The sequence below is a fragment of the Bdellovibrio sp. HCB209 genome, assembly GCF_047306065.1.
Classification (GTDB): domain Bacteria; phylum Bdellovibrionota; class Bdellovibrionia; order Bdellovibrionales; family Bdellovibrionaceae; genus Bdellovibrio.
Genome location: NZ_CP178618.1, coordinates 3,766,150 through 3,787,563 on the forward strand (window position 1 = coordinate 3,766,150; position 21,414 = coordinate 3,787,563).

The window sequence follows — 21,414 nt, forward strand, 5'->3', positions numbered from 1 at the left end:
CCTGCAAAGAGACTAGTAAAGATAACTAAAAGTATAAGATAAAATAAAATCGATAACAATAATTGCGATTGAAGCCACGACCACCGTATTTGTTGTCGCTTTGCCTACGCCTTCAGCGCCTTGTTGGCAGTGAAATCCAAAATAACAAGCAACCAGAGGAATCACTCCCCCGAAACATGCACCCTTTATCATCGCAAAAAGCACATCTTTGAATTGAACAAAGCGGTGCATAGAGCTAATGAACATGCCCGGCGTGTATCCTAAATAAGACTGACTGATCAGCATCGCTGCGAACAAACATGTCATATTCGATATCAAGGTCAGAATCACTCCACCAAGTACACAGGCAAAAAAGCGCGGGATCACTAGATAATTGATGGGATCAATACCCAACATCTTTAAAGCATCAACCTGTTCCGTGATCTGCATGGTTCCCACTTCAGATGCGTATCCAGCACCGACTCGGGAGCACAACAAAAGAGCTGTCACGATGGCTGCAAGTTCTCTCAAGATCAAGACAGCTGCGAATCCCGGAACCATGGCATCATTTTGAATCACCATCTTCATGTGGAATGAAGATTCAAGGATCGTTACTATAGCTGCAAAACAAACGCAGAAAACGATAATGAAAAGACTGCGATTCGCTACAAAATAGAGCTGCTGGAAGAATTCTTTTCTTCTAAAAGGTCCAGAAAAAGTTCCAATGAAAGTATCTGCCAGAAGTGTCATCATGAGCGATAGCCTCGAATCATCTGCAGCAAAATATCACCCACAAAACTTGTGAACCAATCCATAACCACAATACAGATCATTGTGGTGACTGCCGTTGCTACGACCGCGCGACCGACACCTTTTGCTCCGCCACTTGCAGTAAAGCCTTTGTACGTACAAATTGTGGCCAAAACCACAGCGAAAACCATACTTTTAATCATGCCGCTTAAAATCGATAACGGATGAACAATTGTTGGAATGTGACGGATATATTCCTCTGGACTTACACCGGCCATCGCTTGCGCTAATGCCATTCCACCAAAGACCGACATCATCAAACCCACTGCCAGCAGAAAGAAACTTGAAATTACGATTCCCACAAAGCGCGGGACAATGATCTCTTGAAGTGGATCAGCACCCAGGCAACGAACGGCATCGATTTGTTCGGTTACACGCATAGTTCCCAGCTCTGCCGAGGTGAAGGCACCGACTTTTCCACTGAGCATGAAGGCAATTAACATCGGACCCACTTCACGAAACGTAGCGCTCGTTGCAAGTCCACCAAGAAACCCTAAGGCACCGAACTCTCTGATCGGCATGGCAAATTGAACCGCCATAATTGCGCCCACAAAAAATCCCGCCATCGCCGTGGTAGGAAATGACTCGATAGTTACTTTCCAAATCTGTACGAAAACCTCGTGAGTTTTAATTCGTTTTGCAAAGATCGTATGCAGGATCTTTTTTAAAAAGATCAGTGTTCCGCCGATTTCATCTAAAACATGAACAGCCACCGTCATCATGCAAGCACCTCTTCCAGGAAGTCTTGTACTAGTTGTACCTGAGATGTTTTTAATTCTGCCGGTGTTCCCATCGCGACGATTTGTCCCTTATCTAAAACGATAATTCTGTCGGCAATCGAAAGCGCACAATTCATGTCATGACTGACCACAATGGATGTCGTCTTTAGCGTTCGCGATAGATCCAAAATTAATTGGTTCACCGCAGTGGTTGTTACAGGATCAAGTCCCGTGGTCGGCTCATCAAATAATAGAATTTTAGGATCAAGAGCGATCGTGCGTGCCAAGCTCACACGTTTTTGCATGCCGTAGGAAATTTGTGCGGGAAGTTTTTCTTCGACGTCTTTTAAATGCACTAACCTCAAGGCTTTCGTGACTTTTTCACGAATGACTTCCTCTGGGAAATCATAATGTCTGCGCAGACCAAAAGCGACGTTTTCAAATACCGTCAGCGAGTCAAAAAGAGCGGGATGCTGAAAAACCATTCCGCATTTTTTTCTGATCGGTAGGTATTGTTCCTCTGTGAATTTAGAAACTTCTTCGCCGTCGATCCATATTTCTCCCTCATCAGGAGTTAAAAGACCCACTAGATTTTTTAAGAGAACGGACTTACCCGTACCAGATGTTCCCAAAATGAAAACGATCTCGCCTTCGCGAATGACAGCAGAAAGTCCGTTAAGGACTGTACGCTCTCCAAATCTTTTGACGATCTTTTTGAACTCTATCACCAATCAATTTTACGTTTTGAAATTAGGCAGGGTCAAGCGCAGTCAGAGGACCGTCGAGGAGACCGCGTACAAACTGTCGCACTCGTGGGTCTGAATGCTCTTCAGTTTCCTTAGGTGAGCCGGTGATGATGACTTCTTGATCAACTACCATCGCAATTCGATCGGCCATTTGATAAGCACGATTCATATCATTGGTGACGGCAACAACAGTTGATTGATTTTGCTGCTGCAAAGTTTTGATAAGCGAAATGATTCTCTTAGAAGTGATCGGATCTAATCCCGCTGTGGGGTCATCATAGAAAATAATCTTTGGATCAAGAGCCAATGCCCGTGCGATTCCTAGGCGCTTTTGCATGCCTCCACTGATCTCATCAGGATACAAATCACGCGCGTGCGGAATGCCTACAGCATCCAAGAAGCTCTCAGCTTTTTTTGTTATTTCCCACTCCGTAAGTTCCGTGGTTTCACGTAGCGGAAAGCAGATGTTTTCAAGGCATGTCAGGGAGTCAAAAAGAGCATTCTTCTGAAACAAGATTCCCATCTTTTTAAGCAGCGGAAGTCGCTCTTTGTTGTTAAGCGTCATCCAGTCGTTTTGTTCAACAAAAACTCTGCCATCTTGAGGACTTACCAGACCTGATAAAGTTTTGAGTAGAGTCGTTTTACCCTGCCCGCTGGGACCGACAATCACGAATGCTTCGCCGGACTTTATATCAAGATTTACGGAGCGCAACACAACCTGTGAATCAAAAGTCACAGTTACGTTTTCCAGACGTAAAACAGTCGTCATTCTTACACCCTTCCACAGTCCTGCGCCGAGCGGTAATCCTTGTTTCTGTCTATGATTTGATATTGAATGAGTCATCAAACGCAAGTTTTAAATTTCTATTCATTTCGCAATCGGAGTTATAATGAATATTCATGAGTATCAGGCGAAAGAAGTCTTGAGAAAGTTCGGAGTAGCAACGCTTAAAGGTAAGCTTGCTCACTCTCCAGAGGAAGCAGTTGCTGCTGCTAAAGAAATCGGTGGATCTGTTTGGGTTGTAAAAGCTCAAATCCACGCTGGTGGCCGCGGTAAAGGCGGTGGTGTTAAAGTTGCTAAGTCTTTGGACGAAGTTTCTGAATTCACTAAAAAAATGATCGGCATGACTTTGGTGACTCATCAAACGGGTCCTGAAGGTAAAGTTGTTCAAAAAGTTTTCATCGAACAAGGTTGCAACATCGCTAAAGAATATTACGTAGCATGTTTGATCGACCGTGCGACTGGAAGAGCTGCAATGATGGCTTCTTCTGAAGGTGGTATGGATATCGAGGAAGTTGCTGAACACAATCCAAACGCGATCAAAAAAGTCGACATCGATCCAACTGTTGGTTTGATGCCTTTCCAAGCTCGTCAATTGGCGTTTGAAATCGGTATGGCTCCAGAAATCGTTAGCAAAGCTACGAAATTCTTTGCGGGTCTTTACAACGCGTTCATCGCAACTGACTGCTCTATCGCTGAGATCAATCCTCTAGTTGTAACTAAAGAGGGCGATGTTCTTTGCCTAGACGCTAAAATGAACTTCGATTCAAACTCTTTGTTCAGACATCCAGACATCGTTGAAATGCGCGATCTTAACGAAGAAGAACCTTCTGAAATTGAAGCTTCTAAGTTCGATCTAGCGTTCATCAAACTTGATGGTAACATCGGTTGCTTGGTAAACGGTGCGGGTCTTGCGATGGCGACTTTGGACATCATCAAATTGCACGGTGCTGAGCCTGCAAACTTCTTGGATGTTGGCGGCGGCGCTAACAAAGAGAAAGTAACTGAAGCTTTCAAAATCATCCTTAAAGACAAAAACGTTAAAGGCATCTTGGTTAACATCTTCGGTGGTATCATGAAATGTGACATCATCGCTGAGGGCGTAATCGCTGCTTCTAAAGAATTGGGTCTTAAAGTTCCATTGGTTGTTCGCCTTGAAGGTACAAACGTAGAACTTGGTAAAAAAATGTTGAAAGAGTCTGGCTTGAACATCACTCCAGCTGACAATTTGACTGACGCAGCTAAAAAAATCGTTGCTGCGATTAAAGGATAAGCGAACATGGCAATTCTTATTAACAAAAACACAAAAGTAATCTGCCAAGGTTTCACTGGTGCTCAAGGTACATTCCACTCTGAGCAAGCATTGGCATACGGAACTAAAATGGTTGGTGGTGTGACTCCGGGTAAAGGTGGCACAACTCATATCGGTCTTCCAGTGTTCAACACTGTGAAAGAAGCTAAAGCGGCTACAGGTTGCAACGCTTCTGTGATCTTCGTTCCACCTCCATTCGCTGCTGACTCTATCATGGAAGCTGTTGATGCTGATTTGGATCTTGTGATCTGTATCACTGAAGGCATCCCAGTTCTTGATATGGTTAAAGTAAAAGAATACATGAAGGGTAAACGCACTCGTTTGGTTGGTCCAAACTGCCCAGGCGTTATCACTCCAGGCGAATGCAAAATCGGTATTATGCCAGGCCACATCCACAAAGCAGGTCGTATCGGCGTTCTTTCACGCTCTGGTACATTGACTTACGAAGCTGTTGGTCAATTGACTGCACTTGGTATCGGTCAATCTACTTGCGTAGGTATCGGTGGTGACCCAGTGAACGGTACAAACTTCATCGACGTTTTGAAATTGTTCAATGAAGATCCAGACACTGACGGTGTAATCATGATCGGTGAAATCGGTGGTTCTGCAGAGGAAGAAGCTGCTGAATACATCAAAAATCACTTCAAAAAACCTGTAACTGCGTTCATCGCTGGTGCTGCGGCTCCTGCTGGTAAACGTATGGGCCATGCTGGTGCGATCATCAGCGGTGGTAAAGGTACTGCTGAAGCTAAATTCGCGGCTCTTGAAGCTGCTGGTTGCAAAATCTCTCGCTCCCCTGCTGACATGGGAACGACGATGCAATCTATGCTTAAGAAGTAGTTCTAAAGCTATAGCTTGAAACTAAAAACCCACGGTGATGAATCGTGGGTTTTTTTATGCCTAAAGATTGTAAAGAGGATCTGCTTTGTAAGTCGAAAAAGGATCAAACTCCTGCTCGCGAAGTTTTTTCCGTTTGTTATATTTCTGCCAACGCTCAACTACGGAGAAAAGTTCATAGTGAACTCCGCCAGTTAGCAACTGCTCTTTTAGATTTGTAGGAATTGGTTTTTCGGCAGTCGTTCGCGTGAATTTCAGAACCGGCTTTGCGAAAGCTTTTTGTTTTATTTGATTATCACCAGGACTGCCTTGCAGAAAACTAAACTGAGCCTGGAAAATCTGACTCTTGCCCGTGGGATTCCATTTCGTCTTATCAAAAGACTCACGAAGGCCTTTGATAAGGGCTCTTAGGGCATGAACCTTTAAAATGGAATCGTCAGCGGTAACCTTCAATCCTCTTTGAACAAAGTGCCCTTGCTCGTCTACTTCGAATTCCACATAGACATTTCCGAAATGCCCATACTGAGCTAACAACGAATCAAACAGAAGTTGCTCATCTACTTTTTTAAATACATGTTCAAAATAAGACCACTGATTTCCATCAGAAATAAATCCATCTGCATCGCCGATGTAATTTAAATTGTCTGCGTAATTTGCAGTGGGTCTTTCGGTGCCGTTATCAAAGTGGACTTTTGAATCCGCAATATAGCCCGAGCCGAATAGATTTAAATTTGAACCCTTACTAAGTTTCCCCACCGAGGAAACTTTCTTAGCAGATCCATGACCCGCAAATTGCTTAGTGGGTGTCGCTTCCTGAATCTCAAACTGAATCGGATCTGAGGTGGATGTTTCTTCTTTGGTAGATACAAAGAAAACAACACACCCCAAAAGCACGTGCAATCCAATGGAAATAGCGAAGTTTGATTTCATGGGGCTAGATTATGGTCGAGTTTCTGGGTTGTAAATAGCTATCCCGCAGCCCTCCTTCGTAGCTCGTTAATTTTGTTCCCTTTTTTGCCGATCAGAAACATATGAAGAACACCATCTTGTTTTTGCTTTTCTCTATTTATTCTATAGCCTTAGCTGCCGCACCCGTGTGCGAAAATGTAGAGAATAAACTGCGTGATTTGAACTCCAAAATTTTTAGCGAAGACTCTGCGCATTTCGACATGACCGCAACTGTTCGCGAAGCCATGTCGCTAGTAAAAGAATGCAAAGTTGAAATGAGAAAGCTCGGAGTACCCGATTCACTTTACACAGACGCCCTAGCAAACAATCGTCGCGACGAAATCACGCGCCAGAAGTTTATGATCTCCCTTTACGCACAAAGTGGAAAGATTGATGCAAAGGTTTCAGAATTTCAGAAGTACTTAACTCAAGGTAAAGACACTTCCTCTGCGAAAAACAAAAGCTTCGTTGCTGAAATGCAGGAGCTATCAAAACAGTCCTACGCCGAAGAACTTCAAACCTGCTCTGCAATAGACTTGCGCGATAAGACCGGGCCTGTACGCAATCAAGGCACTGATGGCTGGTGCTACGCTTACACTGTCGCCAATATGGTTTCTTGGAAAACTGGCAAAGAAATCTCTGCCGCGGCCGTAGCATTTGGCTATACAGACAATGCGTATCACGATCTGTATCGCTTGCTTGGAATGACTCAACATCAAGTTACTAATCAAGGTTTTACCACGGCGGCATTTCGTGCTTCGAAATCAAAAGGCTTCTGCCTTGAGAAGGAACTTCCAAGCGAAGGCTTTAATGGCATTGAGGGCAAAATGCCCTTGGCCGTTTTAGATAAAATGGGCAAGGAAGCCATCAGCGGAAAAATTTCTCAAGATGAATTCATGAAAGTTGCAAAGGCAATGTTTCCGAATTTGAGCAAAGAACAATTTGCAGAGGTTCTTAAAAAAGCGGGTAAAGATACTTATTTTAATAAGTTAGTAAACAACAGCTGCAAGAACCGCATCAGCGGCAATGGCCTTGAGATGAGTTTCTTTCAAAAGCTCGACAACAAAAAATTCGCCACGCAGATCGAACAACACCTTCAAGAGGGCCGCCCCGTGGAGATTGGCTATAATGCTGACTTCTTTAAGTATGCGAACTCCCCTTCAGGAATGGCTTACCATTCAAGTCTCCTTGTAGGTCGTCGCATGAACGCAAAAACAGGACAGTGCGAGTATCTTTTAAAAAACACATATGGAAAGTCTTGGAAACCGGATTCTTCTGAGTTCGAATCAGAAGGTGGATACGCCTGGGTTCCAAAAGCGCGCATGATCGAAGCAACAAGGAATGCTAGTTATGTTAAATAGATTTGTCGTTTTATCTTTATTCTTATTCTCAACGATCGCTCTGGCAGATCAAGTTGAAGAATTTGGTTTCGGTCTTACTCACGATGAGATGATCGCACAAGGCTATAAGTCAGTGATTAAATCATCTGGCAATGAGATCTATGAAAAGAAGACCGCTGGCGATTACAAAAAAATCGTCGCGCACAAGAATGAATATGTATCGACGCTTTACCGAAATTCCCAAGGCACCTTTTTGCAATACACGAAGCTAGATGAAACTGGTCACGTGCTGGGCTTAGCTGAATGTAAAATGCTAAAGGGATCTACGACGACATCTTGTGACGTGCAAACGGCTGAAATTTGCCAGGAGCTAATCCACAAAATGGATTCGGGTGGATACGGATTCGATTTAAAGAAGATTCAAGATTGCGCTGATATGTCTTCTAAAATTTCGTACTCAAGAAAAAGTATCGATGGATTTTTACCGGAAGTACAAAAACACTTAAGTGCTTTGTCGCCAGGAACTGGTGCTTCGATGATTAAAGCGCCTGCAGTTTCTCTACAAACGCTTTTGAAAGACTACGCTGCTTGCAAAAAAGTAGAAGCGGATCTTGTAAAACCTGCGAGCACCAACTCTTCAGACAAAGACAATGGTGCTGCAAAAAAAGGTGCGAACTAATTACTTACAAACCAAGCCTGGTTCTTTGCCTTCGCTACGGAAATCAAAGTACTCACGCTTATCCAGGTCATTTACAAACAATTGGCCTGTGTATTTACCAGTCGCAGTGCCACCAACGATTTCAGGGTAAAGCTGCAAGTAGATACCACCTTGAGTCGCATCACCACGCATATTCAAATCACCAGAACCAGACAGCGGAGAAAGTGTAATCGCTGTTTGGTAGAAATTGTGCGCGCCAATTCTTTGCACAACAAGGTTGGCACCGATAGTGCTGAATCCTACCCAAGGATTTTGTGCATCAACTGCACGGTTAACTTGGATAGTTACAATTGCTTCCTCAGTAATTGTTGAACAACGCAACTGAGTGTAAGCAGCCATAGAAACCAACGGGAACTGAGCGATAAGAACTAATGCAGCCAAGGCTTTCATGAAAACTCCTAAAATGAGGCCCTCGTTTACTCCCTACTTGCCCAGGAATCAAGCAGCGAACCTAATTAAAAGCTCATTGAAAACCGGCATGTAAATCTTCAACGTGATTTGCCAAGCCCCGACGGCCCCACTTATCCTTAAATCAATGATTAAACCCGGAAAAGAGCTCTTAAAAGAGGTCAAACAAACATATAAAGAAGGCGGTTTCCGCGGCCTCCGTAAGAAATACGGGTGGAAGATGTTTGCGGCTATTATCAGCTATTACCTAGTCCGTGACGTGACCTTGTATATCGTCATCCCCTATTTCGTATTTCGCTCTATCTAAGCTGTCGAATTATTTGACGATGGAGTGGGTATAATTTCCATGCTCGCCTTAATTAAAATCCCCTATCCAGGAGTTCTGTTAAGTTAGATCCCAATGAAATTGTTGGCTATTTTACTTTTATTATCGATCACTGCCTGTGTTGCTAAAGACAACGCCACAGAGATCAAGACGAGCGGGAATGGCGTATTTTACGACGGCGACTCCCGTGAAGAAGTAACTGAATCTGATCGCACCTTCATCGTAGGCCAAGCAACCGCTATGATCTATGACAGTACTCGCAGTAAATTTCCTCGTTTAAAAGATAGCTATGTCCTGTGCAGTGATGAACGCTTTCAAGAGCAACGCCTGATCGGTTATTGCTCTGGAGTTCTGGTCGCACCCAATAAAGTTTTGACGGCTGCCCACTGTATGCAGGGATCAAGTCGCTGCGAAAATGCACGCTTTGTTTTTGGCGCCTTCAATGGAGCACAAAATCTACCGATTCATAGTTGCAAACAAGTGGTCGCAATCGATAGCAAACTTGATTACGCAATCGTCGAATTAGATCGCGACGTACAAAATGTGACACCCGTAAAGTTTGCTTCAGATTCTTATCTGAACGATGGCGATGCAGTGCTTAGCATGTCCTACCCTCTGGGACTTCCATTGAAACAAGACATCGGTGTTATTCAAGACTCACAACCTGATTCCACATTCTTTCAAGTCGCTGTCGATACATTTTCAGGAAGCTCTGGCTCCCCTCTTTTCAATAAGAAGGGTGAACTCATCGGTATTTTAAATCGCGGCGCTGAAGACATTTTGGAAGACGATATCTATCGTGTTCAAACCAAAGGCGGTTGCGTCAACTTCAACAGTTGTGCAAATGGTCAATGCAGAGGTGAGACTTTCTTAAAAGCCTCACTGATCAGCAACAAACTCTAATCATATCTTGACCATTGGCTCTCGGAATTTAATTCTTCTGGTATTAACTCTACCTAAGAACCGAGAGCATTTATGAATCCATCTCAACGAATCGAATTTTCTAAAACATGGTTAGCTCAAGATGTATTCCCCCTGTGGAATGAAAAAGGCATCGACCGCAAGGGCGGTGGCTTTGTTGAAAGCCTGACGTTCGAAGGCGAGCCCATGGATCTGCCTCGTCGTGCGATGGTGCAATCACGCCAGATTTATTCTTTCCTCACTGGTATGCGCATGAACGTGATCTCTAAAGACATCGCTTCCTTCGCAGTGACTCAAGGTGTGAACTATATGGTGGATAAGTTCTCTGCTCCATCTGGTGCATTTATTTATTCTGTGAATCCCGATGGCTCGGCAAAAGTTTTAAATCCTGACCTGTACACTCAGGCATTTGCGCTATTTGGTTTAGCTCAAGCTTATTCTTTGGATCCAAAGCCTGAATACAAAGCTCGCGCTAAAGAATTAGTAAAATACCTGTATCGCGAAAGATCCGTAAAAGCGGGCGGCTTTACTGAACTGGATGAAAAAGGTGGAGTGTCTTATAAATCAAATCCGCACATGCACATGTTTGAATCCGCAATCGCTTGGATGCAAATCGATAAAGATCAAGAATGGTGGAAGCTTGGCGATGAGCTCGCTCATCTGGCTTTGACCAAGTTTATCGATCCTCAAACAGGTGTTTTGGGCGAGTACTTTGATGAAAATTGGAACCACCTGCGTGAAAACGGTCGCTTTATTTATGAGCCCGGCCACCAATTTGAATGGTCATGGTTGTTTTCTCTTTATCAAGATCTGACAGGCAAGGACTGTAAGGCGGCTCGCCATAATTTGTTCTTATTGGCAGAAAAGCACGGCACGAATCCAACTCGTAAAATCGCTTATGACGAAATGTGGAGTGATTTCACGCCTAAAACGCTGTCCTCGCGCTTCTGGCCACAATGTGAGCGCATCAAAGCTGCTGTTCGTTTAGGCAAAGAGGTGCCCGCTTCCGAAAAAGCTGCTTACCACCAGGGCGCAGATGACGGGATGGATACGCTGTTTAAGTTCTTTACGACCCCTAAAAAAGGTATGTGGTACGACCAGCTGTCAGCTCAGGATACTTTTTCAGGAAACTCCTCTAAATCCAGCTCTTTGTACCATATTATCAATGCATTAGAGGAATACGTAAACTTGCGAAATTAGGACGGAAAGCTTGACAGCACGGTCTCCCAAAGGCTAACAAGAGGGCCTTAAAAAAGGGAGACCGCGGTGAAGAAGCTTTTAGTTCTAGCTTTGCTATTTGCATCGACAACAGCTCATGCTGGTCGCATCAAAGAAGTTATCATCATGGCGATGGACGACGTCGAAGAAACTTTGAGTCTACAGAATCCAGATTTTCGTTACGTAGTTAAGGGCCAAGGCTTCACTGAAGCTGATGACTCTACTGGAACTGCAATTCAAACAATCGTAGAAGTCCGCAACTTGATCACGCTGCAATCCCGCGAGTGGACTTGCACGACTCAGTTCCACAAAACACCAGAATTTTTTGATATCACTTACACAATTTGTAAATAACAAGGAGATACCTAATGGCTATCGAACAAACATTCTCAATCATCAAACCTAACGCTATGAAAAAAAATGCTATCGGTGACATCGTAAGCATGTTTGAAGCAAACGGTTTGAAAATCGCTGCTGCAAAAATCGTTGTATTGTCTGCTGATAAAGCTGGCGAATTCTACGCTGAACACAAAGCTCGTCCATTCTTCGGCGAACTAGTTTCTTTCATGACTTCTGGCCCAGTTATGTTGATGTGCTTGCAAGGTGAAGGCGCTGTTTTGAAAAACCGCGAAATCATGGGTGCAACTGATCCTAAAAAAGCTAACGCTGGTACAATCCGTTCTAAATTCGGCGACAACGTAGGCGAAAACGCAGTTCACGGTTCTGACTCTGTTGAATCAGCTGCTCGCGAACTTGCATTGTTCTTCGAAAAACACGAAATCTGCAACGCGTAGTTCGTGATCGTTAATTCTCGTATCCCAGTTAAGATCGAGAAAATGGCCATCGGAGGAGCGGGCATCGCCCGCCACGATGGCCTTGTTATTTTTGTACCTCTCGCAACTCCTGAAGACGAACTATTGGTAGAAATCACCACAGCTAAGAAAAACTTTGCTGAAGCACGTATCGTCGAAGTCCTAAAACCCGGTCCAGCGCGCAGAACCCCGGATTGCCCTGTCGCACTTGTTTGTGGTGGCTGCAACTGGCAACAAATCACTGAAGACGAACAACGAAAACAAAAAGAAGCCCTGGTGCTTGAGACAATTAAAAAATTCAATCCTGAATTGAATTTTGATTATTTGCCATTGCAACCAAGTCCGCGTGTTTTCCGCTATCGCAATCGTATTCAACCGAAATTCCACAATGGTCGCTTCGGTTTTTTTGCAAGAAACTCCCATGAGATCGTCGAAATCGACGACTGCCCAATTACTGAGGAAGTTCTGACAAAAAAATTCCCTGAAGTCCGTCAATGGGCTGCCGATAAAAAATCTCGCGAACTTTTGCGCCTTGAAATGTATATTTCAGAGAACGAAGAAGTTCGCTATGGCCTCATCACTGACGAAGACGATGGAATCGGTTTTTCTCAAGTTAACCGTTTTCAAAATCCACATTTGTTAGAAACGACTTTGAATTGGGCGGGCGATACAGAGTTCCCGCAGGTTTTTGACCTGTATGCAGGCGCTGGAAACTTCACTTTCCCACTCATGCAAAAGTATAAATCCGCAAAAGTAACCGCTGTTGAGCTGAACCCAAAGCTTGTTGAGCGTGGTCGAGGTCAAAACAAAGATAAGCGCCTTAGCTACTTCATGTCCGACGTTGAAAGCTACATGCGCAGAGCGACGATTCAAAAACAGGACCTCGTGGTCCTGGACCCTCCCCGCGCAGGCGCCAGTGAGTACATTATGAGAGCTCTTGCTGCGGCTGAGCCTCAAAAAATCATCTACATCAGCTGCCATCCCGTTTCCTTGGCTCGAGATCTGAAGTGGTTCTTTGCATGGGCGCAAAAGCTCGGCAAAAAATTCCGCCTCGAGAGAGTGCAAACCTTCGAGATGTTTCCGCAGACAGACCATGTGGAGACTATTGCAGAGCTCAGGGTTGACTCTTAGTCCTCTAATGATACCTTTTTAGACATGCGTAAATGGATTATCGCTGCCTGTGCGCTCACTTTGATGGGTTGTGCAAGTTGGAATCAGGACAAAGAAAAAGCCGAATTGTATCTTCGAATGGGTAACGCCTTTATCGAAGAACAAAACTATCCTAATGCTGTTGCCGCTCTTCAGAAGGCGCAGGAATTAGATAACCAAAATCCCGCAATCCCAAATAGCTTGGGACAAGCTTTCTTCCTCCGTGAACGCTATGACCTTGCGGAAAGACAGTTCCGTAAAGCTGTTTCCATGAATCCCAAATATTCAGATGCCCGCAATAATCTTGCCCGTGTTTTGATTGAGCTTGGTAAATACAAAGAAGCCGATCAGGAACTTACTTTGGTTCTTAACGATCTGATTTACTCTGGCACCGACAAAGCATACATGAACTTGGGTCTTTCTAAGTTTAATCAAAAACAGTACGCAGCTGCTCAGGACGCATTTCTTAAAGTTTTAAAGGTCAAAAACGACGATTGCTGGGCAAGTACCTACTATGGTCGAGTTTTCTTTGAAGAAAAAAAATACGCCCAAGCCGCAGAGGCCCTAGACCGCGCCATTGGCTTTTGTCAGAAACTATTGAACGACGAACCTCACTATTACGCAGCTTTGTCGTATTACCGCCTGGGAGACAAATCCAAATCTGTCGCCCGCTTTGAAGAAATCATTCGTTATTATCCTGATGGTAAATTCCGTGAAAAATCAAAAGGCATGCTGGATCTGATTCGAAAGGGACAACAATGAGAAAAACAGGCGAAATTCTAAAGGCCGCACGCGAAGAAAAAGGCCTTTCCCTTAACGAAGTGGGTTTGTCTCTTAAAATTAGCAGTAAAGTTCTAAAAGCCATCGAAGAAGGCGACGAGAGTCAGTTGCCCGCAAAAACTTTCTTGCGTGGATTCGTAAAAAGCTATGCGACTTTCTTGCGTTTAGATGCTGATAGAATTCTTGAAACTTTCTATGAGGAAATGGGCAGCACACGTCCTCAGCCTTATATCCGCCCTAACACGACTCCTGAAAAGGACTCTGTTGTTGAATCAAAGCCTGATACTAGTGATTCGGAAGCGACTGTTACGCCAATCCGTAAGGCGGCTCCACAGAATCAAGCACCTAATGATTACTCCCCACTTAACAAAAAGAACAACACGAAAACTATCATCGTAGTTGTACTTTTGGTTGTACTTGCGGGCCTGATCATCTTTACGAAAAAAATGATCGACAAGTATTCCAAAGAAGCTGAAGTTCCTTCTGCTGAAGTTGCGCAAACAATGGAAGGCGCAACTCCGGTTGACGGCGATACTCCGGCAACGGCAGAACCATTGACTTCACAAAGCCCAACTCCTGAAACTTCTCCGATTGAGAACATGACAAAGGCTGAGAACAAATCTGAGCCTCTAACTAAAGCGACGCCAATTTCAACACCTAAGGCTTCTCCAAGCCCGACACCTGCTGAAACGGCGAAACCGTCACCGTCTCCATCGGCTTCACCTTCTGCATCGCCAACGGCAACGCCATCAGCGTCACCGACAGCTTCTGCTACGGCATCTCCGACACCTTCTCCAACTCCGGAGAAAGCAAAACCGGTTGAGTTGATCGTAGAAGCTCTGGACACAGTAGAAATTGAATACTCATCTCCAAATGGTAAACCACAGAAAATTAAACTGTCTGCTGAGCAAGTTCATACCTTCAAAAGCAAAAGCGGTTTAAAAATTAATTTCTCTAATGGTGGCGCCGTAAATCTAATTCTTAATGGTAAAGAGTTGGGTATCCCAGGGGACTTGGGTAAACCAATCAAATTGAGCTACTAATTTGAAAGACCTCAAACGCATTTGGCTGATCAGCCTTTTCGTTAAACTTATCCTGGCGGCACTGATTCCACTCAGTGCCGACGAAGCCTACTACTGGGTCTGGTCACATCGCTTACAACTCAGTTACTTTGATCATCCACCGATGGTGGCATGGTTGTTTTATGCGGGTCACTTTTTAGAGCCGTTGATGAACGCCGTTCGTTGGCCCGCAGTTATTCTGGGTCACGGTGCAATCTATGTCGGAATTTTACTACTACAGAAATACTTCGACCTCGATAAAATTCGCGTGTGGATCTATCTGGTTTTGTTCTCGCCACTGTTAGGATTTGGATCCTTAATCGTTACACCAGATCTACCGGTTATTTTCTTTTGGTTGCTGAGTCTGTATTTATTCGATGAAGTTTTGCAGAAAAAAGACCTTAAAAGCTACGCCCTGTTCGGAATGAGCTTGGGACTGGGCTTCTGCGCTAAGTATCACATCGTGCTCTTTGTTCCGTGTGTTCTTGCCTACATTCTGTTTGAAAGAAAATGGAAAGACGTTCGCTGGCAATGGGTTCCGGCGACAATCATAACTGGATTGATTTTTTGTCTGCCCGTTTTGCTTTGGAATTATCAGAACGACTTTGCTTCCTTCCGCTTCCAACTAGATCACGGCTTTGAACGTCCTGAATACAAAGTCGAGTGGACAGTGTCCTATGTGCTGGCTCAGATTCTAATTATTTTCCCATGGGTTCTGTGGGCGGCAATTCGTACTAAGCCAATGTCCCAACTGCGCTATCTGATCTATTTTGCTTGGTTGCCGCTTCTGTTCTTCTTCGGAACATCTTTCAAAGCCTTGGTCGAAGCAAATTGGCCTATTATCGCCTATCCAGCGGTATTTATGCTCGCAGCTTTGCATCCAAAAATGCAGTCATGGATTCGCTACTATGTAGGATTTTTTGGACTCATTACGGCCGCCGTTATTCTGACTTTATTCGTCCCCGCTTTACGCAACATGAATCCGAAAATCAGCGAGCCTTATGATTTCCAAAAGCTTGCCCATGACACTGCTGAGTATCAACCTCTGTACGCAGACTCTTATCAAATGTCGGCTTCACTTTGGTATTTTAGCAAGACTCCGGTTTTTAAACTGAAAGACATCAGTCGCTTCGACTTTTTTGACACGCTTCCCGAAGCAAATCCTTCAGGAAGTAAGTTTTATTTAGTGAAGCGTGAAGGCAATGGTTTACCCCACTGGCTTTCCGAACAACAATGGAAGCAACAGGAGATCAAAAGAATCTCCCCTGACTTTGTTGTTTTGGAATTCACGCGCCTATGAAGACACTTGTTGCCCTTTCATTTTTGGTCGTCACATATTTCCTTTACGGATTTTATCTTAATCAATTTGATACTTCCATTGTTCCAAGGCAGTTAACTGCCGCTCACAATTCAGACTATTATGACTACAAAGGCGTGCTGAACGTTCATACCGATCTGACTGCTGGATCTGCCTCACCGAGTTTCGTCGTTACCTCTGCAAAACTGGCAAATCTGGATTTTCTGATCTTCACCGATTTAAATCTTTTCAATATGCCAACGAGTTTTGAATCCTATCACGGCAACTTGATGGTGATGTCGGCTGGTAAGTACAGCTATCTTGATTCTCGCTTGATCTACTATTCTTTGGTTCAAGATAGCATCGGAAATAACTTAGGAGACGCGCAAGTTAAGCTCTCTGATTTGCTTTCGCAAAAAACGGGTGCGAACAAAGATTCACTCACCATTCTCGCTCATCCCTACAAAGCCGGATATTCTTGGAATGGAGAGATCCCATCGGGTCTTGATGGATTTGAACTTTGGAATCTAAAAAGTCTTTCGAATCGTGCTTGGTATGAATCAAAACTTTCAACGATCTGGAGTCTTCTACTTTATCCATTCAATCCACGCCTTTCTTTCCTTCGTCTTTACACAGAGCCGACGGATGAAATCGCTTTGCTTGATAAGGTTTCGCAAGAAAGAAAAATTGTTGTCTATGCGGGCTCCGAGGCCTCTGCCCGTGCGATTCCACTAGCCAACTACTTTATTCGTTTTCCCTCTTATAAGCGCTCTTTCGAAATCATGAGCAATCACGTTTTATTGAAATCAGAGTTAACAGGAAGCTTTAATGGAGATCGCGCTAAGATTTTCAATGCTTTGAAACAAGGTAATTTCTATTTGGCGATGGATATCCTTGGAGATCCCAAAGGATTTATCGCAACGATCGATGACGACAAACAATCGTATCTGATGGGTTCTGAAATCAAACTTAAAAAAGGTATGCGACTAAAAGTAAATCTGCCAACAACACCGAAAGATTTCTTTGAGATCGTGATTTATAAAGACGGTGAAAGTGTCGCGCGCATTAATCAACCCACCGCTGTGTTTTCAATCGATAAACCCGGTGTTTATCGCGTTCAAGTTCGCGTGACTTCAATGTTGCCACTGCCTGATGCTAAGAAATGGTTCACTTGGATTTACACTAATCCTTTTTACGTGACCCCTTAGAAGGAATCTCTACCACCAAGCCCTCGATGGGCTCGGTTTGACAGGCCAAACGCTCATAATCCTGAAACCCACGATCATCGGCGATCTCCTGCTCAATCTCGTTTCTTGGGGGCAGTTTCTCGAGTCCTTCTCGAACAAAAATACGACAAGTGCCGCATGTTCCGAAACCCCCACAAGTATGATCTAAAGCCAAGCCTTCACGCACTGCCATTTCCAGCACGCTCTGATCCTTTTGACTCACCAAGACATCAATGTTGTCCGGCAAAAAGGTTATATATTTTCCAGACTTAGGCTTCACGTCGGATTTCTCCTCTAAACAGGCAGTCTTTCATTGAAAGGCCCTCTGCCATTTTGTATCAATTATGCCATGAGATTTGTAGCTTTTGACTTTGAAACAACTGGAACTGTACCTGGCGTCGATCAAATTATTGAAATCGGGGCTGTACGCTTTATTAATGGTGAACCTGAGGCTGTTTTTGCAACTTTGGTAAATCCAATGCGTCCGATTGCTCCAGGAGCTTCAAAAGTAAATGGTATCTATGATGACATGGTTAAAGATAAACCGACAATCGATACATTGTTGGATTCTTTGGCTGACTTCTGCGGCGACGACATCATGGTAGCCCACAATGCTCCATTCGATGCTCAGTTCCTTACTGCAGACGTTAAAAAGTACGAATCAAAAGCTCCGCGCGGGATCGTATTGGACTCCTTGCCAATCGCTCGTAAGGTTTTCCCAGGTCTTCCGAACTACAAATTGGGAACTTTGGTTCAACACTTGAAAATTCCAACAACAGATTTCCATAGAGCAGAAGAAGATGCGACTTACTTGGGTCACATGTTCACAGCGATGCTTAAAAGAATTTCTATTGGTGGACAAGCACCTCAAGTTGCAAACTTGGTAGCTTTGACTGGTAAGCCAGAACTTCGCTTCCCACAAATCGTGCGCCAACCAAAACAAATGGACTTCTTTGGCGTTTAATTTTTAATTAAATCGTAAATACTAAAAAGGCCGTGGTAACACGGCCTTTTTTATTTCTTAAGCTTTGTGAGCAATCGGATAGCGTCTGCCGCGACCGAAAGCGTGTGGTGATACTTTTAAAATTGGTGGCGCCTGCCAACGTTTAAATTCCGTGCGCATCAAAACTGGAAGCAACCACTTATCTGAGGACGTTTTTGCATCCTTGGCTTGCTCTACCAAAGAAACCACTGATTTATCCAATTCATCGTATGGCGGTAAAGAATCTTGATCCTTCTGATTTGGACGAAGTTCTGCAGATGGCGGTCGAGTGATGATCACGTCAGGAATGATCTCACCCTCTTTGTTATAGTGTTTAGCTAAGGCATACACTTGTTGCTTAGTAAGATCTCCCAAAGGAGCAAGGCCTCCACACATATCCCCATAAAGAGTCGAATACCCGGATGCATACTCACTCTTATTACCCGTCGTCAGAAGCATGCTGCCTGTCTGATTTGAAAATGCCATCAACGTTAAACCACGCAAACGGGCTTGAAGATTTTCATTCACAACAGAGAAGCCTTTAAGACCAATTCCCTCTTCCAGCGAACTTAGTGCTTGCTCGTACATAGGAGCAATTTCAACAACCTTGAAATCAACACTCAGATTCTTAGCAAGTTCTTCTGCCAAGGAAAGGCTCATCGATGCGTTGTAAGGACCAGGCAAGGCAATCGTCGTCACATTCGCTGGTCCCATAGCATCAACGGCCAAAGCCGCAACCACAGCGGAATCAATCCCACCGCTAGATCCTAGATGAACCTTCTTCATTCCCGTTTTTGCACAGAAATCGCGAATTCCTAAAACAAGTGCACGGCGCAGTTCTTCGATCGCAGTCACTTTCGCGTTCTTGCTCCAGACTTCTTTTGTATCTAGATCAATCACGTTCAAATCTTCTTCAAACGCCTGGCAAGTCATTAGCTTCTTGCCTTTTTTATCCATGATAAAGCTTGCTCCATCAAAAATAATTTCATCCTGTGCGCCAACCATATTGGCATACAAGATTGGAGCATTGAAATACTCTGCGGTTTTGCGAGTGACGTATTCACGTTGCTTCATTTTATCGACGAAGTATGGCGAAGCACTCAAGTTCACAACCATATCAACTTTTTGTTTTTTTACTTTCGCAAGAGGGTTCACCTTATAAGGCGATTTTCCCTTTGCATCCGGCCAAGCCCAAATATCTTCGCAGATAGTTAGGAAAAACTTTTTCCCCTTCCAAGAAAAGTAATTCTTAGAAAAATCACCCGGCTCGATGAAACGAGCTTCGTCAAAGACGTCACCAGTTGGCAGCAGCTGTTTATGAAAAAAGCGTGGCTTTTGTCCCTTAACTGCGAATACCGCAGAATTAAAATACGGACGACCTTTTTTGTCTGGATTTCTGGAAATCATGCCAAAGATAACGGCGATACCCTTAGGAAGTTTTTTGATCAGATCGCGCATTTCTGCTTCTTGCTTTTTTACGATCTGTTCGCGCTCAAGCAAATCAAACGGATGGTAACCAAACAGTGAACATTCTGGAAATACAACCATATCGCACTTCTTAGTTTGTGCTTGGCGAACGTATTCCAGAATTTTTTCTTTATTTGATTCAAAGGCGGCAAGAGTCGGATTGATTTGCGCAAGAGCTATTCTCATGCGCTCAATATACGCTCCCCTATAATACTTTCAAGTCGGGTTTTTAGTTGTCTACAGGTTTTCGGCCGGAAAAGCCGTCATGGTACCCATGGAAATGGCCCACTTCATTTTCTGGAAACTTCCAGCAGTAGTATCCCTCGCCACTGTCAAAATCAGCCATCCAAAGGCCCTTAGGTTCCGCACCTAACTTTTCGATTTTAGACTGCCAGCGGTCGATAATGCCATTGATCTGTTCTTCGATAACGGCGACCGATGGGTGTGTTTTATCAGAATAGGCTTCAATGCGATTTACATGCAACTTGACTTCGCGATTGGCCTCATCAGTTAACCGATAGATAATCGGTAACAACTGACGTGCTTCACTAATTGTGAAGAATTTTTTGCGATTGATCTCAATCACATTTTCCAACAAAGCCCCCTCGAAACAAGCGAGTGCCTTGTATGCTTGATACACTCGTTTGTTTCAAGAACTTCCGTCAGTGACAGACAACTTAAGATATTCTGTGGAATTTTTCTAAACGCGATGCAGACTATTTTTCAGCACTCTTGGAAAATTGCAGTGCCTGACCTCCGAGGAAGATCACAAGTGCGATGATAAGCGCTGCGATAAAGAGCCAACGTATAAAATTTCCAAATGTAACGGGCTTGTCTTCTTCTTGCGTGAGCGTCTGAACCTCTGGCTTTTTTACAGCAATTTTTTTAACTGGCTGAGTCGTTCCATCGTTTTGAACTGATGTAACTTTGTTATCACCCGCTGCTTTTTTCTCAAGCTTCTTGCGCTCTTCTGCGGTCAATCCCGTGACAGGAACTGAAGCCACGCGACGGCCTACTTCGGCATAGGTCGCACCATTGCTGGCTCTGTAAAAACCACCCGCACCGCCGCCTTCCAAGGCAATTTCTACAACTTTTCCACCTGACTCTGAGCCACTATCGATCCCTTTTGTCGGTGCACGTCCACCGGCAACATAACTGCTCCCCGATCTACGAGAATTCGAACCTGCATAAGTGCTATTCCCCGAAGAAGACGCTGAATCACTGCTGCTTGAGCTTTTACTAGAACTGCTGTTGCTGGAAGAGCTTGATGAGTTATTAGAACTGCTACTATTGCTCGACGAAGAAGAACTGTTACTTCCCGCCACATTTTGAAAGCTGACTTTGCATTCTGAATCAGTGTTATCCTGGCCAAGTACTGGAAGCTCGCCAGTTTCCAGCAAGCAGGCCATATAGTCGCCCATGAAGGATTGGGTAAATGCCTGAAGGGGCTTAAAGATTTGTGTGACGAGCATCAAAATAAGCGACACCGTAATGATTAACATCAAAACGTACTCAATCACAGCCTGACCGTGATTGTTTTTTAGTCCAGCTGAATATTTAGATTTCTTCACTCGCATG

Annotated in this window: 25 protein-coding genes; 15 read left to right on the forward strand and 10 right to left on the reverse strand. The window is 44.1% G+C overall.

What is annotated here, in order from left to right; genetic code table 11:
- Nucleotides 1-12 precede the first annotated feature (12 nt).
- The 4 genes from ACLVWP_RS18355 to ACLVWP_RS18370 are packed head-to-tail and all read right to left on the reverse strand — an operon-like array spanning nt 13 to nt 3,023.
- Nucleotides 13-732 (reverse strand): MlaE family ABC transporter permease, encoded by a 720-nt coding sequence (locus ACLVWP_RS18355; RefSeq protein WP_413559113.1) that lies wholly within the window; start codon nt 730-732, stop codon nt 13-15.
- On the reverse strand, nt 729-1,511 hold the full coding sequence (locus ACLVWP_RS18360; RefSeq protein ID WP_413559114.1) for an MlaE family ABC transporter permease: 783 nt from the start codon (nt 1,509-1,511) through the stop codon (nt 729-731). The genes ACLVWP_RS18355 and ACLVWP_RS18360 overlap by 4 nt, the downstream gene beginning before the upstream one ends.
- Nucleotides 1,508-2,236 (reverse strand): ABC transporter ATP-binding protein, encoded by a 729-nt coding sequence (locus ACLVWP_RS18365; RefSeq protein ID WP_413559115.1) that lies wholly within the window; start codon nt 2,234-2,236, stop codon nt 1,508-1,510. Before ACLVWP_RS18365 ends, ACLVWP_RS18360 begins: the two co-directional genes overlap by 4 nt.
- A 22-nt stretch (nt 2,237-2,258) precedes the next feature.
- Nucleotides 2,259-3,023 carry an ABC transporter ATP-binding protein gene (locus ACLVWP_RS18370; protein ID WP_413559116.1) on the reverse strand — a complete coding sequence of 255 codons (765 nt, stop codon included), beginning with the start codon at nt 3,021-3,023 and terminating at the stop codon, nt 2,259-2,261.
- A gap of 121 nt (nt 3,024-3,144) precedes the next feature.
- Here ACLVWP_RS18370 and sucC point away from each other — a divergent pair, with 121 nt between their 5' ends.
- Together sucC and sucD are read left to right on the forward strand one after the other, a co-directional pair.
- Nucleotides 3,145-4,308, forward strand: a complete 1,164-nt coding sequence (sucC, locus tag ACLVWP_RS18375; RefSeq protein ID WP_413559117.1) for an ADP-forming succinate--CoA ligase subunit beta — start codon at nt 3,145-3,147, stop codon at nt 4,306-4,308.
- 6 nt (nt 4,309-4,314) lie between these two features.
- Complete coding sequence (gene sucD / locus ACLVWP_RS18380) at nt 4,315-5,187, forward strand: succinate--CoA ligase subunit alpha (RefSeq protein WP_413559118.1); 873 nt, start codon at nt 4,315-4,317, stop codon at nt 5,185-5,187.
- 60 nt (nt 5,188-5,247) lie between these two features.
- On the opposite strand, the gene ACLVWP_RS18385 is transcribed toward sucD, so the two are convergent.
- Nucleotides 5,248-6,114 carry a hypothetical protein gene (locus ACLVWP_RS18385; RefSeq protein WP_413559119.1) on the reverse strand — a complete coding sequence of 289 codons (867 nt, stop codon included), beginning with the start codon at nt 6,112-6,114 and terminating at the stop codon, nt 5,248-5,250.
- 101 nt (nt 6,115-6,215) lie between these two features.
- On the opposite strand from ACLVWP_RS18385, the gene ACLVWP_RS18390 reads away from it, so the two are divergent.
- Nucleotides 6,216-7,493: a hypothetical protein gene (locus ACLVWP_RS18390; RefSeq protein WP_413559120.1), complete on the forward strand. Its 1,278-nt coding sequence runs from the start codon at nt 6,216-6,218 to the stop codon at nt 7,491-7,493.
- Nucleotides 7,483-8,151 (forward strand): hypothetical protein, encoded by a 669-nt coding sequence (locus tag ACLVWP_RS18395; RefSeq protein WP_413559121.1) that lies wholly within the window; start codon nt 7,483-7,485, stop codon nt 8,149-8,151. Before ACLVWP_RS18390 ends, ACLVWP_RS18395 begins: the two co-directional genes overlap by 11 nt.
- Here the strand turns inward: ACLVWP_RS18395 and ACLVWP_RS18400 are convergent, their stop codons facing one another.
- Complete coding sequence (locus ACLVWP_RS18400) at nt 8,152-8,580, reverse strand: hypothetical protein (RefSeq protein WP_413559122.1); 429 nt, start codon at nt 8,578-8,580, stop codon at nt 8,152-8,154.
- 145 nt (nt 8,581-8,725) lie between these two features.
- On the opposite strand from ACLVWP_RS18400, the gene ACLVWP_RS18405 reads away from it, so the two are divergent.
- The 10 genes from ACLVWP_RS18405 to ACLVWP_RS18450 all read left to right on the forward strand — a co-directional run bounded on the left by ACLVWP_RS18405 (nt 8,726) and on the right by ACLVWP_RS18450 (nt 17,369).
- The gene (locus tag ACLVWP_RS18405) at nt 8,726-8,905 is read left to right on the forward strand and encodes a hypothetical protein (protein WP_413559123.1); all 180 of its coding nucleotides are present in this window, start codon (nt 8,726-8,728) and stop codon (nt 8,903-8,905) included.
- Nucleotides 8,906-8,998: 93 nt separating this feature from the next.
- Nucleotides 8,999-9,826: a trypsin-like serine peptidase gene (locus tag ACLVWP_RS18410; RefSeq protein WP_413559124.1), complete on the forward strand. Its 828-nt coding sequence runs from the start codon at nt 8,999-9,001 to the stop codon at nt 9,824-9,826.
- Between the two features lie 72 nt (nt 9,827-9,898).
- A complete protein-coding gene (locus tag ACLVWP_RS18415; RefSeq protein WP_413559125.1) occupies nt 9,899-11,044 on the forward strand; it encodes an AGE family epimerase/isomerase in 1,146 nt (381 codons plus the stop codon).
- A 66-nt stretch (nt 11,045-11,110) separates the two neighbouring features.
- A complete protein-coding gene (locus tag ACLVWP_RS18420; protein WP_413559126.1) occupies nt 11,111-11,416 on the forward strand; it encodes a hypothetical protein in 306 nt (101 codons plus the stop codon).
- A 14-nt stretch (nt 11,417-11,430) separates the two neighbouring features.
- Entirely contained in the window at nt 11,431-11,856 is a 426-nt protein-coding gene (ndk, locus tag ACLVWP_RS18425) for a nucleoside-diphosphate kinase (protein ID WP_340598110.1), read from the forward strand.
- A gap of 3 nt (nt 11,857-11,859) precedes the next feature.
- Complete coding sequence (locus ACLVWP_RS18430; RefSeq protein ID WP_413559127.1) at nt 11,860-13,005, forward strand: class I SAM-dependent RNA methyltransferase; 1,146 nt, start codon at nt 11,860-11,862, stop codon at nt 13,003-13,005.
- Nucleotides 13,006-13,029: 24 nt separating this feature from the next.
- A complete protein-coding gene (locus ACLVWP_RS18435) occupies nt 13,030-13,785 on the forward strand; it encodes a tetratricopeptide repeat protein (protein WP_413559128.1) in 756 nt (251 codons plus the stop codon).
- Complete coding sequence (locus ACLVWP_RS18440; RefSeq protein WP_413559129.1) at nt 13,782-14,846, forward strand: helix-turn-helix domain-containing protein; 1,065 nt, start codon at nt 13,782-13,784, stop codon at nt 14,844-14,846. Before ACLVWP_RS18435 ends, ACLVWP_RS18440 begins: the two co-directional genes overlap by 4 nt.
- A 1-nt stretch (nt 14,847) precedes the next feature.
- Nucleotides 14,848-16,164, forward strand: a complete 1,317-nt coding sequence (locus ACLVWP_RS18445) for an ArnT family glycosyltransferase (RefSeq protein WP_413559130.1) — start codon at nt 14,848-14,850, stop codon at nt 16,162-16,164.
- Nucleotides 16,161-17,369, forward strand: a complete 1,209-nt coding sequence (locus ACLVWP_RS18450) for a hypothetical protein (protein WP_413559131.1) — start codon at nt 16,161-16,163, stop codon at nt 17,367-17,369. Before ACLVWP_RS18445 ends, ACLVWP_RS18450 begins: the two co-directional genes overlap by 4 nt.
- Here ACLVWP_RS18450 and ACLVWP_RS18455 read toward each other — a convergent pair.
- Nucleotides 17,344-17,667, reverse strand: a complete 324-nt coding sequence (locus tag ACLVWP_RS18455) for a 2Fe-2S iron-sulfur cluster-binding protein (RefSeq protein WP_413559132.1) — start codon at nt 17,665-17,667, stop codon at nt 17,344-17,346. The genes ACLVWP_RS18450 and ACLVWP_RS18455 overlap by 26 nt on opposite strands.
- Before the next feature lie 69 nt (nt 17,668-17,736).
- Here ACLVWP_RS18455 and ACLVWP_RS18460 point away from each other — a divergent pair, with 69 nt between their 5' ends.
- Nucleotides 17,737-18,351, forward strand: coding sequence for a PolC-type DNA polymerase III (locus ACLVWP_RS18460; protein WP_413559133.1), 615 nt, complete (start codon nt 17,737-17,739; stop codon nt 18,349-18,351).
- A gap of 57 nt (nt 18,352-18,408) precedes the next feature.
- Here ACLVWP_RS18460 and ACLVWP_RS18465 read toward each other — a convergent pair whose 3' ends face one another.
- The 3 genes from ACLVWP_RS18465 to ACLVWP_RS18475 all read right to left on the reverse strand — a co-directional run bounded on the left by ACLVWP_RS18465 (nt 18,409) and on the right by ACLVWP_RS18475 (nt 21,413).
- Complete coding sequence (locus tag ACLVWP_RS18465; protein ID WP_413559134.1) at nt 18,409-20,022, reverse strand: NAD+ synthase; 1,614 nt, start codon at nt 20,020-20,022, stop codon at nt 18,409-18,411.
- A gap of 43 nt (nt 20,023-20,065) precedes the next feature.
- A complete protein-coding gene (locus tag ACLVWP_RS18470; protein ID WP_413561593.1) occupies nt 20,066-20,422 on the reverse strand; it encodes a DUF2203 domain-containing protein in 357 nt (118 codons plus the stop codon).
- A gap of 130 nt (nt 20,423-20,552) precedes the next feature.
- Nucleotides 20,553-21,413: a hypothetical protein gene (locus ACLVWP_RS18475; protein WP_413561594.1), complete on the reverse strand. Its 861-nt coding sequence runs from the start codon at nt 21,411-21,413 to the stop codon at nt 20,553-20,555.
- Between the last annotated feature and the right edge of the window lies 1 nt (nt 21,414).

Excerpts from the sequence above, each read along its gene's own strand:
- ACLVWP_RS18355 (WP_413559113.1), bottom strand. The coding sequence starts at position 732 with ATGATGACACTTCTGGCAGATACTTTCATTGGAACTTTTTCTGGACCT.
- ACLVWP_RS18360 (WP_413559114.1), bottom strand. The coding sequence starts at position 1,511 with ATGATGACGGTGGCTGTTCATGTTTTAGATGAAATCGGCGGAACACTG.
- ACLVWP_RS18370 (WP_413559116.1), bottom strand. The coding sequence starts at position 3,023 with ATGACGACTGTTTTACGTCTGGAAAACGTAACTGTGACTTTTGATTCA.
- sucC (WP_413559117.1), top strand. The coding sequence starts at position 3,145 with ATGAATATTCATGAGTATCAGGCGAAAGAAGTCTTGAGAAAGTTCGGA.
- sucD (WP_413559118.1), top strand. The coding sequence starts at position 4,315 with ATGGCAATTCTTATTAACAAAAACACAAAAGTAATCTGCCAAGGTTTC.
- ACLVWP_RS18385 (WP_413559119.1), bottom strand. The coding sequence starts at position 6,114 with ATGAAATCAAACTTCGCTATTTCCATTGGATTGCACGTGCTTTTGGGG.
- ACLVWP_RS18390 (WP_413559120.1), top strand. The coding sequence starts at position 6,216 with ATGAAGAACACCATCTTGTTTTTGCTTTTCTCTATTTATTCTATAGCC.
- ACLVWP_RS18395 (WP_413559121.1), top strand. The coding sequence starts at position 7,483 with ATGTTAAATAGATTTGTCGTTTTATCTTTATTCTTATTCTCAACGATC.
- ACLVWP_RS18400 (WP_413559122.1), bottom strand. The coding sequence starts at position 8,580 with ATGAAAGCCTTGGCTGCATTAGTTCTTATCGCTCAGTTCCCGTTGGTT.
- ACLVWP_RS18405 (WP_413559123.1), top strand. The coding sequence starts at position 8,726 with ATGATTAAACCCGGAAAAGAGCTCTTAAAAGAGGTCAAACAAACATAT.
- ACLVWP_RS18410 (WP_413559124.1), top strand. The coding sequence starts at position 8,999 with ATGAAATTGTTGGCTATTTTACTTTTATTATCGATCACTGCCTGTGTT.
- ACLVWP_RS18415 (WP_413559125.1), top strand. The coding sequence starts at position 9,899 with ATGAATCCATCTCAACGAATCGAATTTTCTAAAACATGGTTAGCTCAA.
- ndk (WP_340598110.1), top strand. The coding sequence starts at position 11,431 with ATGGCTATCGAACAAACATTCTCAATCATCAAACCTAACGCTATGAAA.
- ACLVWP_RS18435 (WP_413559128.1), top strand. The coding sequence starts at position 13,030 with ATGCGTAAATGGATTATCGCTGCCTGTGCGCTCACTTTGATGGGTTGT.
- ACLVWP_RS18440 (WP_413559129.1), top strand. The coding sequence starts at position 13,782 with ATGAGAAAAACAGGCGAAATTCTAAAGGCCGCACGCGAAGAAAAAGGC.
- ACLVWP_RS18450 (WP_413559131.1), top strand. The coding sequence starts at position 16,161 with ATGAAGACACTTGTTGCCCTTTCATTTTTGGTCGTCACATATTTCCTT.
- ACLVWP_RS18460 (WP_413559133.1), top strand. The coding sequence starts at position 17,737 with ATGAGATTTGTAGCTTTTGACTTTGAAACAACTGGAACTGTACCTGGC.
- ACLVWP_RS18465 (WP_413559134.1), bottom strand. The coding sequence starts at position 20,022 with ATGAGAATAGCTCTTGCGCAAATCAATCCGACTCTTGCCGCCTTTGAA.
- ACLVWP_RS18475 (WP_413561594.1), bottom strand. The coding sequence starts at position 21,413 with ATGCGAGTGAAGAAATCTAAATATTCAGCTGGACTAAAAAACAATCAC.